Annotated in this window: 17 protein-coding genes and 1 tRNA gene; 7 read left to right on the top strand and 11 right to left on the bottom strand. The window is 67.7% G+C overall.

Translation table 11 applies throughout. The annotated features are described in order from the left end of the window. Positions 1-26: 26 nt before the first annotated feature. Positions 27-1331 carry an O-acetylhomoserine aminocarboxypropyltransferase/cysteine synthase family protein gene (locus ACPEES_RS09470; protein WP_435103223.1) on the top strand — a complete coding sequence of 435 codons (1305 nt, stop codon included), beginning with the start codon at positions 27-29 and terminating at the stop codon, positions 1329-1331. On the opposite strand, the gene mltF is transcribed toward ACPEES_RS09470, so the two are convergent. Next, positions 1328-2788 carry a membrane-bound lytic murein transglycosylase MltF gene (gene mltF / locus ACPEES_RS09465; protein ID WP_435103222.1) on the bottom strand — a complete coding sequence of 487 codons (1461 nt, stop codon included), beginning with the start codon at positions 2786-2788 and terminating at the stop codon, positions 1328-1330. The genes ACPEES_RS09470 and mltF overlap by 4 nt on opposite strands. Before the next feature lie 84 nt (positions 2789-2872). Here mltF and ACPEES_RS09460 point away from each other — a divergent pair. From ACPEES_RS09460 to ACPEES_RS09450, 3 genes are all read left to right on the top strand, one after another. Continuing rightward, positions 2873-2962, top strand: a tRNA-Ser gene (locus ACPEES_RS09460). Between the two features lie 383 nt (positions 2963-3345). Next, positions 3346-3684, top strand: a complete 339-nt coding sequence (locus tag ACPEES_RS09455; RefSeq protein ID WP_435103221.1) for a tRNA-binding protein — start codon at positions 3346-3348, stop codon at positions 3682-3684. A gap of 236 nt (positions 3685-3920) precedes the next feature. Then, positions 3921-4529, top strand: a complete 609-nt coding sequence (locus ACPEES_RS09450; RefSeq protein WP_435103220.1) for a hypothetical protein — start codon at positions 3921-3923, stop codon at positions 4527-4529. Positions 4530-4548: 19 nt separating this feature from the next. On the opposite strand, the gene ACPEES_RS09445 is transcribed toward ACPEES_RS09450, so the two are convergent. The 3 genes from ACPEES_RS09445 to ACPEES_RS09435 form a co-directional block, all read right to left on the bottom strand. Next, positions 4549-5076, bottom strand: coding sequence for a DUF2845 domain-containing protein (locus ACPEES_RS09445; protein ID WP_435103219.1), 528 nt, complete (start codon positions 5074-5076; stop codon positions 4549-4551). Positions 5077-5353: 277 nt separating this feature from the next. Next, complete coding sequence (locus ACPEES_RS09440; protein ID WP_435103218.1) at positions 5354-6016, bottom strand: hypothetical protein; 663 nt, start codon at positions 6014-6016, stop codon at positions 5354-5356. Positions 6017-6070: 54 nt separating this feature from the next. Then, complete coding sequence (locus ACPEES_RS09435) at positions 6071-6694, bottom strand: isochorismatase family cysteine hydrolase (RefSeq protein ID WP_435103217.1); 624 nt, start codon at positions 6692-6694, stop codon at positions 6071-6073. A gap of 303 nt (positions 6695-6997) precedes the next feature. Between ACPEES_RS09435 and ACPEES_RS09430 the strand changes: the two genes are divergently transcribed. Continuing rightward, on the top strand, positions 6998-7609 hold the full coding sequence (locus ACPEES_RS09430; RefSeq protein ID WP_435103216.1) for a TetR/AcrR family transcriptional regulator: 612 nt from the start codon (positions 6998-7000) through the stop codon (positions 7607-7609). Between the two features lie 80 nt (positions 7610-7689). Here the strand turns inward: ACPEES_RS09430 and ACPEES_RS09425 are convergent, their stop codons facing one another. Next, entirely contained in the window at positions 7690-8001 is a 312-nt protein-coding gene (locus ACPEES_RS09425) for a methyl-accepting chemotaxis protein (protein WP_435103215.1), read from the bottom strand. 17 nt (positions 8002-8018) lie between these two features. On the opposite strand from ACPEES_RS09425, the gene ACPEES_RS09420 reads away from it, so the two are divergent. Together ACPEES_RS09420 and ACPEES_RS09415 are read left to right on the top strand one after the other, a co-directional pair. After that, complete coding sequence (locus ACPEES_RS09420; RefSeq protein ID WP_435103214.1) at positions 8019-8480, top strand: MarR family winged helix-turn-helix transcriptional regulator; 462 nt, start codon at positions 8019-8021, stop codon at positions 8478-8480. Then, on the top strand, positions 8477-8938 hold the full coding sequence (locus tag ACPEES_RS09415) for a hypothetical protein (RefSeq protein ID WP_435103213.1): 462 nt from the start codon (positions 8477-8479) through the stop codon (positions 8936-8938). Before ACPEES_RS09420 ends, ACPEES_RS09415 begins: the two co-directional genes overlap by 4 nt. Positions 8939-8945: 7 nt before the next feature. Here the strand turns inward: ACPEES_RS09415 and ACPEES_RS09410 are convergent, their stop codons facing one another. From ACPEES_RS09410 to ACPEES_RS09385, 6 genes are all read right to left on the bottom strand, one after another. Further along, entirely contained in the window at positions 8946-10922 is a 1977-nt protein-coding gene (locus ACPEES_RS09410; protein WP_435103212.1) for an MBL fold metallo-hydrolase, read from the bottom strand. A gap of 134 nt (positions 10923-11056) precedes the next feature. Then, the gene (locus ACPEES_RS09405; RefSeq protein WP_435103211.1) at positions 11057-11398 is read right to left on the bottom strand and encodes a hypothetical protein; all 342 of its coding nucleotides are present in this window, start codon (positions 11396-11398) and stop codon (positions 11057-11059) included. Between the two features lie 403 nt (positions 11399-11801). Beyond that, entirely contained in the window at positions 11802-12521 is a 720-nt protein-coding gene (locus tag ACPEES_RS09400; RefSeq protein WP_435103210.1) for a sulfite exporter TauE/SafE family protein, read from the bottom strand. After that, positions 12522-12713 carry a cbb3-type cytochrome oxidase assembly protein CcoS gene (gene ccoS, locus ACPEES_RS09395; RefSeq protein WP_435103209.1) on the bottom strand — a complete coding sequence of 64 codons (192 nt, stop codon included), beginning with the start codon at positions 12711-12713 and terminating at the stop codon, positions 12522-12524. Continuing rightward, a complete protein-coding gene (locus tag ACPEES_RS09390) occupies positions 12710-15160 on the bottom strand; it encodes a heavy metal translocating P-type ATPase (protein ID WP_435103208.1) in 2451 nt (816 codons plus the stop codon). The genes ccoS and ACPEES_RS09390 overlap by 4 nt, the downstream gene beginning before the upstream one ends. Beyond that, positions 15157-15666, bottom strand: a complete 510-nt coding sequence (locus ACPEES_RS09385) for a FixH family protein (protein ID WP_435103207.1) — start codon at positions 15664-15666, stop codon at positions 15157-15159. The genes ACPEES_RS09390 and ACPEES_RS09385 overlap by 4 nt, the downstream gene beginning before the upstream one ends.

The raw sequence follows: 15666 nt of genomic DNA, 5'->3' as shown, positions 1-15666 counted from the left end.
TGCTAAGAACACTGTTGGGGCAAGCGATGACAGATCATGATTACGGTTTCGAAACCCTGTGCCTGCATGCCGGGCAGCAGCCGGATCCCGCCACCGGCGCGCGCGCGGTGCCTATTCATCAGACCGCCTCGTACGTGTTCGACAGTACCGACCACGCCGCCTCGCTGTTCAATCTCCAGACCTTCGGCAATATCTACGGACGCCTGAGCAACCCCACCACCGCCGTCTTCGAGGAGCGCATGGCAACGCTGGAGGGCGGCCGGGCGGCGGTGGCCACGGCCTCGGGCATGGCGGCGCAGACCGCGGCGCTGCTTACACTGCTGGAGGCAGGGGACGAGGTGGTCGCTGCCCGTACCCTCTACGGCGGGACCTACAGCCAGCTCCATGTCACCTTCCGCAAGATGGGCATCACCACCCACTTCGTGGACCCGGACGATCCGGAGAATTTCCGCGCGGCGATCACGCCACGCACCAAGCTGGTGTTCGGCGAGACACTGGGTAACCCCCTCGGCAACGTCCTGGACATCGAGTCGGTCGCCGCCATCGCTCACGAGTCGGGGTTGCCGCTGGTGGTGGACAACACCATGGCGACACCGTATCTCTGTCGGCCCATCGAGCACGGCGCCGATATCGTCGTCCATTCGGCGACCAAGTTCATCGGCGGCCACGGCACCGCGCTGGGCGGTGTGCTGGTGGAGTCGGGCCGCTTTCCCTGGGACAACGGCAACTTCCCGGGCATGACCGAGCCCTCCGAGGGCTATCACGGAGTGCGCTTCTACGAGACCTTCGGCGACTTCGGCTTCACCATGAAAGTGCGCTGCGAGACGTTGCGCACGCTCGGGCCGACGCTGGCACCCATGCATAGCTGGCTGTTCCTCCAGGGACTGGAGACGTTGCCACTGCGCATGGAGCGTCACTGCGGGAATGCTCTGCGCGTGGCGGAGCATCTGCGCGGCCATCCCCAGGTCGCCTGGGTGCGCTACGCGGGGCTGGCGGACAGTCCCTATGCCGGCCTGCGGGAACACTATCTGCCCAAGGGCGCCGGCGGGATCGTGAGCTTCGGTATCCGCGGTGGCCACGAGGCGGGCGTGAACTTCATCGAGTCGGTGCAGTTCCTCTCGCACCTCGCCAACATCGGCGACGCGCGCACGCTGGTCATTCACCCGGCGTCCACCACTCACCGCCAGCTCACTGCCGAACAGCAGGAAGCCGCTGGCGTGCCCCCGGACATGATCCGGCTTTCCGTGGGACTGGAGACCCTGGACGATATCCTGTGGGACATCGACCAGGCGCTCGACGCTGCCGCCCAGTGTCCTGGAACAGGGCGCTAGAGCATCGACTCGATCGACGCGGGAATGCGCAATGGGCGCGGCAGCAGCGCCTCCCGCGCGACCGACGGTGTCTCGGGCTGACCGGGTTGGGTCACCCGCTCCAACAGGTGGAAGTAGCGGCGGATGTTTTCCACGTATCGCACCGGCTCCCAGCCGCGGGCATAGCCATGGGTCACCCGCTGGTGCCATTCCTTCTTGGCGAGCAGGGGCAGGTTGCTGCGCACGTCGAACCACTCGTCCGGATTACCGCCGCGCATCTGCGTGATGCGGCGAGCATCCTCCAGGTGGCCCAGACCGACGTTGTACGCGGCGAGCGTCAGCCAGGTGCGGCTCGGTTCGGGGATATCCTCAGGCATGCGCTCCCGCAGCGACGCCAGATATGCGGCACCGCCGCGAATGCTCTGTGCCGGGTCGCGACGGTTGTCGATGCCGACGAACGCGGCGGTGTCCTGCGTGAGCATCATGACGCCCCGTACCCCGGTGGGTGAAACCGCGTCCGGATCCCAGTGGGATTCCTGGTAACCCACGGCCGCGAGCAGACGCCAATCGATCCCGTTGGTCTCGGCCGCTTCAGTGAACAGGTCGCGAAAACGCGGCAGGCGCTCGGTAATGTGGCGCAGAAAGGTGCGCGTGCCGACGTAGTCGAACTCCTGCAGATGGCCGAAGTGCTCGTCGCGGAGCACCGCAAGCATGCCATCGTCCCTGCGCCCTTCCAGGTAGACATTGGCGGCATCGAGCAGCTCCTGGTCGGAGATGTGCATCATCCACGCCAGCCCCCGCGGCGGCCCGATCGCCATTCCGGCGCGGAGCTCCGGGTAGAACGGGCGGTTGAGGGCCAGGAACAGCTCGTCGGTAAGGGCGTAGTCACTCCGGCCCCGCCATACCCGATAGAGCAACTCCTCGGTGGTGCTCCGCTGGAGGGCGCGCCACGTCAGTGCTTCACGGTCGTTCGCCATCTCGCGCAGGCGCAGGGCGTGAACCGTGTGGGCCAGCGCCTCCACGCGCTGGCCGGCGAGGTCCTCGACCGATTCGGCGTCGTCGACGTCATTGCGATGGACGATGCGCGGTTGGGTCTCCAGGTAGCCGCGGGTGAAGGCGAAGCGTTCGCGTCGTGCCGGCGTGGCGCTGACACCGGCGGCCACAAGGTCCACCGTGCCGTTTTCGAGTAGCGCCATCGCTTGCTCGACGCTCGCCACCGGCCGGACGTCGAGCTCCACCGCCAAGGATTCGGCAAAGCCCGCGAGCAGTTCGTACTCGAAACCGCTCGGTTCGCTTGCGGCGCCATTGCCCTCCGCCGGCACGAAGGAAACCGGGCCGACGCGCATCGCGACCGCGAGCGTCCCGCGCTTGCGGATATCCTCCAGGCGTGTTGGCCCGCCGAACCCGCCCAGGGCGGTCAGCCCGAGCAGGGCAAGCATGGCGGCGGCGATGGTCAGGTGCAGCGACCGGTGCGACATCCAGGGTCAATCACTATTCGTCATACGCGATCAGATATTGTAGACTACGCGCCGCGCTGGTCGGGAACGGCCGGTACCCACCCCGGAGAGGTGGCTGAGTGGACGAAAGCGCCGCACTCGAAATGCGGTGACCCCTTGCGGGGTCCGGGGGTTCGAATCCCTCCCTCTCCGCCAGATTACGGCGAAGGCAGCGTGTCGCGAATCACCTTTGTGTGACCGATTCGTGACGCGCTCGTTCGCGCTCGTCATCAAGGCCTCTCTTCTTGGATACTCGTGCTGCACGATTGCGAATCGTGTGTCCCGCCCATGGCCGGTCAGCACTGGTGACGGTCCCGCTAACCCGGCATCGAATACCTCGATGCGCCGGGGCTGCGGGTGCGTGCGCCTGGTAAGCTGCCCTCGGCACTGCCGATCGGCGAGCGCCGAGCGATGGTCGTCGTTGCGGCGGGTGCCGGATTTTTCTCGCGGTTACGACGCGGGAGGTACTTCGCCACGCCGGCGGTGAAGCGGTTCGGGTAATCGTCACCAACAGGGAACAAGCCCGCAGAGGACTGAAAGTGGAAACCATAGACTTCGAAGACTTCCTCAAGGTCGACCTTAGGGTGGGGACTATCGTCGAGGCGGAGGTGTTCGCGGAGGCTCGGAAACCCGCCTACCGGCTCAAGGTGGACTTCGGCCCCGAGATCGGCGTGCGAAAGTCCAGCGCGCAGATCACCGGCCTCTATACGGCGGAGGAGCTGGTAGGGCGGCAGGTCATGGCGGTGGTGAACTTTCCGCCCAAGCAGATCGGTCCCATGCGCTCGGAGTGCCTGGTCACCGGCTTTCACCGGGATGACGGCGCCGTGGTGTTGGCGGTGCCGGACAAGGAATGCCCGAACGGGACCAGGCTTGCATGAACGAGGCGCTTCGCCGGGGGTGGGGGCGGATGGCCAGTGTATCGTGACTCCACCAGGCAGCCTTGCTTCGGAACGTGGCCGGGCGGTCACGCATCGGCCTCGATGCCCATGACATTTCACTGAGTGTCGGGCGGTGGCGATATCCGGGGCTCCCCTGCCGTATGTCGACGCGTGGTGTTTGTGCGCTGGCGCTCGGACTATGCTGGATGAGCATCCAGGTGGAGGAGGGGTAACCCATGAGCGTTTGCGCGAATGCGGGCACCGGTTGCGCTTTCCTTGGCCGTTCAGCCGTACGTACTGCCTTTGTGGCGGGCGCTCTTGCTGGCGGCACCGTGCTGCAGTCGGCAACGGCGGCGGAGCCGGAGTTGCCTCCGGAGCTGGCGGAGGTGCGCGAGGCGGTCGCCAAGTACCGTGATCCCCTGGTGGCGGTTCGCGACGGTTACTTCTCCACGCTGGCATGCGTGCGGTACCCCGACGGCAACATGGGGGTCCACTTCCTGAATACCCGGTTGCTGGGTCCCGAGCCCGATCCCATGAAGCCACAGATTCTGCTCTACGAGGTGGCCGATGGCGGGTTGCAGCTGGCCGGTGTCGAGTGGTTCGTGCCTTTGTCCACCGGGGTTGAAAGCACGCCGCAGCTCTTCGGGCAGGCATTCGAGGGGCCCATGGAAGGCCATGAGCCGATAATGCCGGCGGCGCTTCATCACTACGACCTGCACGTCTGGCTATTCAAGAATAACCCCAACGGGCTGTTTCACCACGCCAATCCGAACGTGAGCTGCGATGGCGAGTGGGGGTATACGGTGGAACTCAGTCCCACGGATCACGTCGAGACAAGCCATTGAACCGGCATGTCGGGCCCGTTCAGCGGTCGCCGAGGTCCACATCGACGACGCGCCCGTCGATGATGCGGACCTCCCGGGCGAATCGCGCCGGACCGAAGTCGTAGACCCAATCGTCCACCAGGCCCGGTACGCCCGGGTGCAGGAGCTCCCATCGGGTGCTCTCGTAGTCCGGCTCGCCGCAGCGATACAGCAGCTCGAACTTGCTCATCCCGCGCTTTATCTCCCGTGGCGAGCAGTCACCCACGGTGGATTCGGAGAAGCCATAGCCGCCGGTTTCGATGCGGGTCAGCTCGCCGTTGCGAAAGCGCAGGATTCGTACCAAGCGGCGCGGGCCGCGGTTGTAGTACCACTTCTCGATCTCGCCGACGAAGCCGAAACCACGCAGAAAGACTTCCGGGTGATACTCGATGTAGTCGGGCTCGCCACAGGTTCTGAGCACCTGATAGGGCTTGTCGCCGCGCAACACCAGATCCGTGCCGCAGCGCCACGCTTCGGCGGCCGGCGTGACAAGTAATGCCAAGACGATAAACGCGAGCGCGTGTCTCATGGCGCGAGCGCTCCGGACGCAGCGGTTGCAGTCGAGGTCGCTGGCGCTCCTCTGCCTTATTGTGCGATCCGTGACAGGTGTCGGCGGCGCCGCCCCTCCTGTAATAGGACAGCAACGAGCGCCGGAGGTTGCCGGGGGCAGCCCTGTGCGCGTCGACCGATTAGGACACCGGCAGAAATGCCGGGGTCAGCGGGGCTCACAGGCAGCCGGGCCGGTGTGCCGTCCCGGCTGCCCAGGGCTCTCCCGATACCGGGGCGGTGTGACCCCGGGTGCGGCATCACGGTTGTGCCCCCTGCAGCCTTCCCCGGGACGTATTCCGGTGGGCGGCCGCATGAGCCCGGGTGCTTCGCCAGATTCGTGCCACCAGCGCCAGGGACAGCAGCAGATGCCCGGGGCTCGTCAGCAGGCCCGGGAAGTACCAGCTGCTGCCATAGACGTCATGGTAGAGATAGGCGAGAGCGGGGTGACCGAAGCCGTTCCAGAGCATTCCGAAGGTGAAGAAGCAGATCAGGAACGTGGGGGGGCGGTGCTGCAGCACGATTCCCAGTGCTCCGATCACGAACCCCGCGTTGGCGATCATGTTGAAGGTGATGAATAGCGAATCGCCCCAGCCGGTCCCCGGGGCGAGCGAGCTGTGGGCACCGCCGTTGACCAACGGGAAGTAATACTGGAAATCCGTGGCGAACTCCTCGGCCATGTGAATGAACTGCCATGCGATCGCGAGGAGATAGAGCGGCAGAATTGCGCTTGGGGACGGCAGGTGACGATGAAAGGTGAGCAGATAGAACGGATAGGCGGCCAGCATCGGCACGACGAGCACGATAATCGGCCAACCCAGCGCGGCGTACATCATGGCCGCGAGCGTGACGCAGACGATACCGGGCACGATGGCGGATGCATTGCTGCCATCGTGTAGCTTCATCGATGCGGGCGCGTTCATACCGACATCTCCCCCGTTGTAAACCCGCTGCCATCAAGGCGAGCGGGTATGTCCTCATGCTGATGTGGCGGCAGCGGCGACGGTTTCCGGGCGTAACTGATCCAGCGTTTCGTCCACCGTTGCGATGCCTCCCAGGTGGGGCACGATTTCCTCGACGACGACCTGCTTCTGCTGCCGGGTGAATGCGGCGCAGGCCTCGGCGACCACGTTGACGTCGTAGCCCAGATCATGAGCCTGCCAGGCAGTCGCCAGGACGCAGACGTGGAGCGCGAATCCGGCCAGGTACAGGCGCTCGATACGGTTGTTGCGGAGGTAGGCATCGAGGTTGGAACCGGAGAACGCGCTCGCTCCGACCCGTCCGCGCACCACGAATTCCCCGTCATGTGGCTCGAAGCCGTCGGCGAACCGGCTGCCGTCGCCCTGTTCCGGGAAGGTGCCGGCCTGCGGAATCGCCGCCCGCAGGCCCTGCCGGGCATCGCCGAGCTCCGGGTAGCCCGCACTGAACCGCAGACCGGCATGCACGATCCGGGCATCGACGGCTCGGGCGCCGTCGAGTAGACGTTGCGCCGCGGCCGCGGCATCCCGGAACTGCGCGACGTCGGTCATCAGCGCTCGGATGCGGCCATTCGCCGCGAGCCATTCGTTCTGCATCTCGATGAACAGTACAGCGCTTCGCACGATTGATTCTCCGTTAGTAAACCTAGTGGTGTGTTAATAGAGGGCGCGTATCCTGGCGAATTGTCGTCACCCGTCGTTCGCTCCACGTCTAATCATTAAGCTGTATGGAGGTAGCTTCAGAGCAGCGCCGGGCACCAGTCAATCACGTAAATGCACTGTTGAGTGCAGTATAAAAGTAAACCGTTTGGTGTCAATACGGCGGGGGCGACGGTAAGATGACGGCAAAGGCGGCGGTCCGGTGGGTGCCGGACCGTGCGTCGCATGCCGCTGCAGTCGGGGGCAGTGAACGGAGAGGGCGAGGGGATGCCGCGACCACGAAAACGCGACGAGGTCATCGAGGCGGCCACGGCGGTGTTTCTCGACGCCGGGTTCGAGAACGCGAGCGTGGATGAGATCGCACGGCGCGGCGGGGTTTCCAAGCGCACCGTTTACAACAACTTCGAGAGCAAGGATGCGCTGTTCGCCGCGGTCGTCGATCGCCTTTGGGGAAGCCTTCGGTTCGAGACGGACGGCCTATCGCAGGTGGATCGACCCGTCGACGAAGTGCTCTGCGAGGTGGCGCGATACACGTTCACCACGCTGACCGAGCCCCGGGTCCTGGGATTGCTGCGACTGGTGATCGCGGAATCGCCGCGCTACCCCGAGCTTGCGGAAATGTTCTTTCGCCAGGGCAAGGGCCCCGTGTTTCGCAGCCTCTCCGTGTACCTGGCCCGACTCGACGGGGCAGGGCGGCTTCGCGTGCCCGATCCGGAACTGGCGGCGTTCCAGTTCCTCGGCATGTTCAAGGAGGCGTTGGTCTGGCCGCGCCTGTTAGGGGTTCGAGCACCGCTCGACACGTCACGGGAGCAAGTGATCGAAGAGGCGGTGCACACCTTTCTGGCGCGTTACGCGCGCAATCAGGCGTCACCGCAGTGACGGCCGCCATGGGCTGGTAGCGTTCCGGCACGTCGACGCGTCGCCCGCGGTGCCGCGGCTGGCCCGGCATGACACCGCGGCTATGCGATCCGGAAGTGCCGGAGCATTTCGTCCAAGCTCTGGGAGAGCTCGTCGAGTTCCCCGGCCGCGGATTCCACGTTGCGGATGGCCGATCCGGTCGCCTCCGTTTGCTCCAGCGTATCCCCGGCACGGCTGCGTCCCTCATCGCTGAGCCGTGTCGCCGCCGAAGCCGCATTCTGGCGTTTCTCGATACTCTGACGGATCTTCTCGGTGGACGCCTGGGTCCGCTGGGCCAGCGTGCGCACTTCGTCAGCGGCAATCGCTCCGAATAATTGACAACCAGTTACCAAGATGTAAACTGGTTTACACACTTGTCGGAGGATATGTCATGTCACGCTCGGGCAGATCGCTCGTCACCGATACCGTGCTTACCGTCTTTCAGGTGCACGGCCGCCTCATCGAGTGGGGGGACAGCTTCGTCGCACCGTTCGGTCTGACCAGCAGCCGTTGGCAGATGCTCGGCGCGCTCGCGCTTGCCGATACCCCGCTGACCACACCCCGCATCGCCGAAGCGATGGGCGTAACCCGCCAGGGTGCGCGCAAGCAGTTGAGCCGGCTGATAAGCGACGGCCTGGTGGAGGAGCGAACCAACCCGCATCACCAGCGCTCGCCGCTGTATGCGCTCACCCCGGCGGGGCAGGCGCTCTATGTGCAGGTGGAGGCGCGTTGGAACGCCCACGCCGATGCGTTGGCGCAGGATCTGGACCCGGCTGATCTGGAAGCGGCACTGCGCGTACTGCGTCGCTTGCACCGCGAACACGTGTCCACACCCGAAGGAGAGACCTCATGAAAGTCATTGCCCACGCGGCGGCGGGGACGCTCGCTCTGGCGACGGTCGTCACGTTCTGGAGTGCCACGGTCGTCACCGAGCTGTTTCTCGGGCAGACCGCGGTCGTTGCCGTGAAGTACGGCATCCTGCTCGGCATGGCGGTACTCATTCCGGCGCTGATGGTGACCGGAGCGAGTGGATTCGCCCTGGCAAAAGGTCGTGGCGGTGGGCTCGTGCGGCGCAAGCAGCGGCGCATGCCGGTCGTTGCCGGCAACGGCCTGCTCGTGCTGGTGCCGGCCGCCGTGTTCCTGCACCACAAGGCGGTGACCGGTGAGCTCGATTCGGTCTTCTACGCCGTGCAGGCCGTCGAGCTTCTCGCCGGCGGCGTGAATATCACGCTCCTGGGCCTCAACCTGCGGGACGGTTTACGACTCAGCGGGCGGCGCAGTGTCAGGGCGCCGGCCTCCGGGGCGGCGTGAGTGCCGGTCAGGGCCCCGTGCGCGGGGCTTCCCCCGGCGTCGTCGGAAATGCCATGCGTGGGAAACCCGCCGCGATCTCCGTGTAGACCGGCTCCAGACCGCCCTCGTAGCGGCGCGAGAAATGGAAGGGCACCAGCGTGGCGGGATCGGCGGCGCGAGCGGCGGTCGCGCAGCCGTCGGTGGTGAGGTGGCCGGTGCGGCGGGCCTGGGCGGCGTCGACCCGCCGGAAGGACGCCTCGCAGAAGAGCACGTGGGCGCCCGCGGCAAGCTCACCGAGCCGGAGAAAGTTCTCCGCGGTTTCGGCGAAGTCCGTGGCGTAGGCGATGCGCTTGCCTGGGGTGGTGATGGTCAATGCTTCGGCGAGCCGGCGCGCTGGCTCGGCGGTGCCGTCGGGCAGCGTGACGATGTGCTCCGACTCGCCGGCGAGTAGCCGCTGCTTGAGCTCGCCGAGCCAGGGGCCCGGCTCCAGACCCCGCGCGGCGAGGCGTTCCTTGCGGACGTTGACCTGCGCGCTGGGCTCGAACGCATAAGCGAGCACGGGGGTTCCGTGGTCGAGCACGCGGGCGCGCACCCGGAACTCCGCCTCGTCCAGCAGCACCCCGGCCCGGGCAGGCATTTCGTCCAACGCCACCGGACCGGCGCGGCCGGCGACCACGCGGAACCGGCGCACGGTCTCGCCGTCGAACTCGGTTACCCGCATGCGGGGGGCGCGCTCGCCCACCCGGTCCCAGAGAATGCCACGGACGAAGCCTTCGATGTGCTCGGCGAGCCCGGGCGGCCCATACAGACGCAGCTCGGGGAAGTCGCCGATGCGGGACCGAAGCAGCCAGGGAAAGCCGCCGATGTGGTCGAAGTGGGCATGGGTTACGAAGACGTCGGTGACCTGGTGCGCCGTCTTCGCGGGGAGGTGGCCGGGGTCGCCCAGGTCGATGAACAGGCTGCGACGCTGGCGGCGAAGGCGGATGTGCAGCAGCGGATCGCCCAGCACCCCGTTGACCAGCGAGGCGACTACGGGACCCGTGCGCACCACCGGCCTCGGGCCCACGGGCAGGGCCTCGAGCGGGCTGGGCAACACGTCGGCCGGTTGCTGGCGTAGTCCCGGCCGGGGGGCGCGCCGTGCGGCGGTCTCCAAAAGGCCGTTGTCGCCCCGCTGGGCGTCGCGAACGACGAGCGCGTCGACCCAGCCGCCGATCTCCGCCGCCGTCTTGATGCGCAGGACGCCGGCATCCAGTGTATCCACCTCGCCCATGCCCTGGAGCGCACCCTCGTGGTAGAGAGCCACCTGGCGACCGGTCCAGGCGTCGTGGGCCGTCCGCGGCGGGGGCGTCCCCAGCAGGCGGCAGTCGGCGATGTTCATGTCGCGCGTTGCGGCATCTCTCAGGTAGGCATCCCAGAGTGCGGTGCGATGGCGACGGCGGGCGAGTGGTGGCGGGCGCCGGGCGTCCGCATGGGCGGCGACGCGATAGACGGTGGCCGGGACGTCGCGGAGCTCGTCGGCGAGCGGCATTGAGTCGTCGTCGCGGACGAGTGCCACCACCACCTCCACGCCGACGGTCTCCACCAGCGAGAGAAGCAGTTCCGCCCCCGCGGCGCCCCGGGTCACACCGGGATAGTCCACGATCACGGGGCAGTGCCTTGGTACCCGAGTGGCGAGACGTGCCACGGCAGTTACCAGGGGCAGGCGAAAGCGCGCCGCATCCAGCGTGCACAAGGGGATCATCGTCTCGAGGCGCCAGCCATCCGCCTCCCAGAGCCCGAGGCCAATGGTCCCCGGGACGCCGAAGCTCGGTTCTCCCGGGTCCGCGTTGAGGCAGGCCGGCGTGCGGTTGCCGGCGGTGAGGGCACGAGCGATGGCTGCTGCCATCGTGCTCTTGCCCGTGCCCGGACTGCCGAAGAGCAATATGCGCCGGTGCACGGCGAAAAGCGTGTCGGCCAGGGCGGCGGGCGGGGTGCCGGGGAGAAGGCGCTGTTCGTGACTCGCCATTCCCCCAATGTAGCGTGTAATGCCGCGGTGAATCGATGCGGGCAGGTCGCGTCCGGCGCCGATGCCGAATCGCAAAGCGTTCGGGGCGGCGCGTCATGCTCAATCCCGGAGCGTTATCGCACCAGGATTGCGCGTTACGGCAACGGCCGACCCCGGTAGACACGACGCGAAGTCGTCCGCTTGTAGCGGTCACTCGCGGCGCCTTCGGTGGACCCCGTGCGCTGCGGAAGCGCGGCGCCGCGGTAACGGCGCAGTGTCGTCGGAGCGGGCGGTTCGGCCGAGTCGGTGCTCGGCAGGCGGGCGCGCAGCGTCTCGGCGAGGCGGTGGAGCTCGCCGTCGGCCACCGCGTCCGTCTGCTCCAGGAGCCACGGGACGAGTCCGGGATCGCTCAGGGGCGGCGCCTCGCGACCGTGGCCCCGCAGGCGCCGGCGCATTTTCAGGGCGGTTTCGATCATCCGGCGGTCGAGCTCGATCATTGTGTCCCCCGATTCGGCGTCGTTGCCTGCAGGGGAAGCAGCAAGAGCGATGCCAGCGTGGTGCGCCGGGACACGCCAACACGGCGTCGTTGCGGACACTCGGGAGCCTGTCTACGGGGCAGCCATTGTTCGTGTGCTGGGTTGTCCCCCGTTACCTACGCAAATCCGGTGCTGCCGCCCACGCGGCTGGCGAGACGGTTCGCGGGGCTGGGTTGGTGGAGTCGTTCTCCGGCAGCTAGTCGGTCAGAAATGACCCACCAGCCAGCCAAGTACGAGAGTGACCAGCCGGGTCGTCAGGGAGACAACAACTCCGCCTGCGGACTGGGCGTGGCGTTTTCCGCGTTCCCGGCGCGCAGTCAACGTCGCCGTTTTCGATCATCGGCGGGTCAACGCGCGGCGATCGCTAAGGCAGACAAAGGGCGGCTAGGCCCTGAAGATCCAGGCGGATCAGCAGGGAGGGCAGCGCCACCGTCCATACGCCAAGCGCCACCATCATGCCGCCGGCCGCCCGGCGCAAACCCGGGCGTGCGGTGAGACGCCGTAGGTGACCGCCGACGGCACCGGTGGCGATCATCGCGGGCAATGTGCCGGCCCCGAAGGCCGCCATCACCACCATGCCGCCAGGCGCGCCGCCGGAGACGCTCGCCATGAGCAGCATGCCGTAGACCAGGCCGCAGGGCAGCCAGCCCCAGAGGGCGCCCAGCGCCAGTGCACGGGCCGGATTGCGAGCGGTCATGAGCGAGCGCGCCAGCGGCGCCAGATGGCGCCATACGCGAAATCCTGCGCGTTCGACGGGGGCCAGCAGGCGCCAGCCGAAGCCGAGCTGCAGGCCGATGGCGATGATTACCGCCCCGGCGACCATGCGAAGCGCCGTCGCCCAGTCCGCGACGTCGAAACCTATGCCGAGCCAGGTGCCAACAGCGCCCGCCACAGCGCCCGCGCCGATATAGCTCCCGATCCTGCCCAGGTTGTACAAGGAAGCGTAGCCGGCTAGGCGCATCGCCGAGGCGTTGCCGCCCGCGCCCATGCCGAGGGCGGCGCTGATACCGCCGCACATGCCGACGCAATGCGCGCTGCCGAACAGGCCGGAGAGAAAGGCGGCCGTAACGAGTTCGAGCGACATCTAGCCTTTCTCTTCCGGGTGCTCGGCGTCATCCGTGCGTGGCCGGGATGGGGCGTCCGTGTCCGTCAGGATGCGCCACGCGGGGGTGTCCAGGTCGTCGAACTGGCCGCTGCTCACCGCCCAGAAGAAGGCCCAGATCGCGCCGGCGAGCAGAACCAGCGCCAAGGGTATCAGCACGAAGAGAATACTCATGCGGCTGCCTCCCGGGTGGTGGCCGGATGCGCAACGTGGGGCGTCTTCGTCCGGGCGTCGCGGGCGAGGCGCAGTGCGTTGCCGACCACCACCAACGAGCTGAGTGACATCCCGATGGCCGCGAGCCAGGGGGCGAGCACGCCGCTCGCGGCCAGGGGAAGCGCAGCGACGTTGTAGCATGCCGCCCAGGCCAGATTCTGTCGAATCGTAGCGACGCTGCGCCGTGCCACGCGACGGGCCTCGCCCAGCGTGGCCAGATCCTCGCTGAGCAGGATGAGGTCGGCGTTGGCCCGGGCCAGCGCGCTGCCGGCGCCGATGGCCACGGCCACGTCGGCACCGGCGAGCACCGGCGCATCATTGACGCCGTCGCCCACCATGACCACGCGATGGTCTCTGGCCTGCAGGGCGTCGATGTGGGTTAGCTTGTCCGCGGGGCGCATGCTCGAGTACCAGTCGTCGACGCCGGCCGCATTGGCGACGGTTGCTACCGCGGATTCGGCATCGCCGCTGGCGATTTCGACGTGCAGCCCTTCGCTGGCCAGGCCGGCGACGGCCTCGGCGGCGCCTTGACGCAGCTCATCGGCAAGAGCGAACGACGCGATGATGCCCGTCTCGTCGCCGAGCGCGACGAGGGTGTGGGCCTCGCTTTGGCTCGGCGCCTCGGTACGGGACAGTGCCGCGACCCAGGCGGGTCGGCCGAGCCGCAGGCGTTGGCCGGCGATCATGCCTTCCACGCCGTCACCGCGATGCTCGACGACGGCGTTCGCCTCCAGGCCGTCGTGCCAGGCGCGGAACGCCGCCGCGAGCGGGTGTGCGGAGTGCGCTTCCAGGGCGGCGGCGAGCCTGGCGCATTGTGCCTCACCGAGGCCCTGCCGATCATCGATGCGCTGGATCGTGATGCGCCCCCGGGTGAGAGTGCCCGTTTTGTCGAGCACGACCCGGTCCGCGCGGGCGAGTGTCTCCAGCGCGCCCGGGTGCGCTACCAGCACGCCCTGCCGTGCGAGCCGCCCGGTGGCGGAGACGAGCGCGGCGGGGGTGGCCAATGACAGGGCGCAGGGGCAGGAGATGACGAGGACGGCGAGCACGATCTCGAAGGCACGCGAGGGTTCCAGGTGCCACCAGACCACACCGGTGGCCGCCGCCGCGATGAGCACGGCGGTGACGAAATGGCGGGCGATGCGGTCGGCGAGCTGGGTGATCGCCGGCCGGCGTGATTGGGCCTGCTCCAGCAGGCGCACGATGCTGGCGAGCAGGGTGTCGTCGGCGAGGCGTTCGATGCGCATCTCGACGGCGTTACCAGCGTTGACCGTACCCGCGGAGATTGCGTCGCCCGGAGCGCGGCTGCGCGCGCGATACTCACCGGTGAGCATGGATTCGTCGAGGTGAGTGTGTCCTTCGAGAATGCGGCCGTCGGCGGGCACTGCCTCACCGGCGGCCACGCGCACGCGATCACCCGCGCGCAGCTCGCTTGCCGCGACGCGCTCACTAACGCCGTCGACTACCCGCACGGCGGTCGACGGCAGCAACCCGGCGAGGGTTTCGAGTCCGCGGTTGGCACGGTGGCGCGCGGTCATTTCCAGAAACCGTGCGACGGTGAGGAAGAAGATGAACATGGTCACCGAATCGAAGTAGACCTCGCCGCCGCCGAAGAAGGTGTGCCAAAGGCTGGCGGCGTAGGCCGCACCGATGGCCAGGGCGACTGGGACGTCCATCCCGGGCCGACGCGCGCGGATATCACGCCAGGCCCCCCGGAAGAACGGGGCGCCGGCGTAGAAGACGACCGGTGTGGCCACGAGCAGGCTCACCGTGCGGAGAAAGTGCACGAACACCGGGTCCATGTCGTCGTGGATCGCCCCCGCGTAGAGGGCGACCGCGTACATCATCACCTGCATCATGCCGAGCCCGGCCACGGCGAGGCGCTTGAGCGCGGCACGGCGCTCACGCACCGGCACGGACAGGGCACTGTCGCTGCCCACCGGATGCGGCCGGTAGCCGAGCCCGGCGATGCGGCGTAGCAGACGCGAGAGCGGAATGCGCGACGGTTGCCAGCGAAGCATCACCCGCGCGGTCGCCGGGTTGGCCTGAATGTCCACCACACCGGGGACGTTCGCAAGAGCGTGTTCGATCAGCCAGGTGCAGGCGCTGCAGGTGATGCCCTCGGCCATGAGCGTCACGCCGCAGGTACCGTCGTCGTGCTCGGTGACGTGGCTTGCCTGGAGCTCGGCGCGGTCCCAGGCCTGCCATTGATCGTCGCGATCGGTCTCCGGACGTGCCGAGGCGCCGTTGCGGAAACGGTAGAAGTCCGAGAGCCCCTGACCGGCGATGAGCGAGGCCACCGCCTCGCAGCCCGGACAGCACACCGGTCGGGCGACGCCGTCGATCTCCACCGTGCGTCGCTCACCGCGGGGCATCGGGTCGCCGCAGTGAAAGCACACGGTTTCGTTCACGAGCGGTCTCCGGACGCGGCCAGTGTCAGCGCCTCGCGTTGGGCATCCAGGGATCCGGAGAGCCGCCACTGACTATCCGGCGGCGTGATCTGCACATGGCGGCGGCCGTCGATGACCACGGGAACACGCCCCGTGTAGAGCCCGGCGGCGTCGCGCGTGAGGGTGACGGTGTGATCGCGTGCCGCGTCGGTGGGATGGCTCAGTCGCAGCGTCAGGGCAGTCGGTTGCACGTCGCCACGCGTGATCGCGACGCGGATCTCGCCGTTCGCCCGCTGCCACTGCAGCCGCGCCGCCACGTCCAGGCGCGCGGCCGCGCTGTCACGGGTTCGATTCTGCTCATAGACGAGGCCCACCTTGGCGTAATCATCGATTACCAGTGAGGGCGGGCCGGCCATCGTGGTGATGATCACCGCCCAGAAGATGATCGCCGAGACCGGCGGTATGGCCAGCAACCACGGCCATGGGTGGCGGTACCAGGGGCGCTCGGCGGTCGCGGTGGGTTGCAT

Origin of the sequence: Arhodomonas sp. AD133 (assembly GCF_051195215.1) — a bacterium.
Lineage (GTDB): Bacteria > Pseudomonadota > Gammaproteobacteria > Nitrococcales > Nitrococcaceae > Arhodomonas.
The sequence above is the reverse complement of the archived record's forward strand: the minus strand, read 5'-3'. Positions and strand labels throughout refer to the sequence as shown.

Excerpts from the sequence above, each read along its gene's own strand:
- ACPEES_RS09405 (WP_435103211.1), bottom strand. The coding sequence starts at position 11,398 with ATGATCGAGCTCGACCGCCGGATGATCGAAACCGCCCTGAAAATGCGC.
- mltF (WP_435103222.1), bottom strand. The coding sequence starts at position 2,788 with ATGTCGCACCGGTCGCTGCACCTGACCATCGCCGCCGCCATGCTTGCC.
- ACPEES_RS09450 (WP_435103220.1), top strand. The coding sequence starts at position 3,921 with ATGAGCGTTTGCGCGAATGCGGGCACCGGTTGCGCTTTCCTTGGCCGT.
- ACPEES_RS09385 (WP_435103207.1), bottom strand. The coding sequence starts at position 15,666 with ATGCAACCCACCGCGACCGCCGAGCGCCCCTGGTACCGCCACCCATGG.
- ACPEES_RS09445 (WP_435103219.1), bottom strand. The coding sequence starts at position 5,076 with ATGAGACACGCGCTCGCGTTTATCGTCTTGGCATTACTTGTCACGCCG.
- ACPEES_RS09420 (WP_435103214.1), top strand. The coding sequence starts at position 8,019 with ATGTCACGCTCGGGCAGATCGCTCGTCACCGATACCGTGCTTACCGTC.
- ACPEES_RS09410 (WP_435103212.1), bottom strand. The coding sequence starts at position 10,922 with ATGGCGAGTCACGAACAGCGCCTTCTCCCCGGCACCCCGCCCGCCGCC.
- ACPEES_RS09430 (WP_435103216.1), top strand. The coding sequence starts at position 6,998 with ATGCCGCGACCACGAAAACGCGACGAGGTCATCGAGGCGGCCACGGCG.
- ccoS (WP_435103209.1), bottom strand. The coding sequence starts at position 12,713 with ATGAGTATTCTCTTCGTGCTGATACCCTTGGCGCTGGTTCTGCTCGCC.
- ACPEES_RS09470 (WP_435103223.1), top strand. The coding sequence starts at position 27 with ATGACAGATCATGATTACGGTTTCGAAACCCTGTGCCTGCATGCCGGG.
- ACPEES_RS09415 (WP_435103213.1), top strand. The coding sequence starts at position 8,477 with ATGAAAGTCATTGCCCACGCGGCGGCGGGGACGCTCGCTCTGGCGACG.
- ACPEES_RS09400 (WP_435103210.1), bottom strand. The coding sequence starts at position 12,521 with ATGTCGCTCGAACTCGTTACGGCCGCCTTTCTCTCCGGCCTGTTCGGC.
- ACPEES_RS09440 (WP_435103218.1), bottom strand. The coding sequence starts at position 6,016 with ATGAACGCGCCCGCATCGATGAAGCTACACGATGGCAGCAATGCATCC.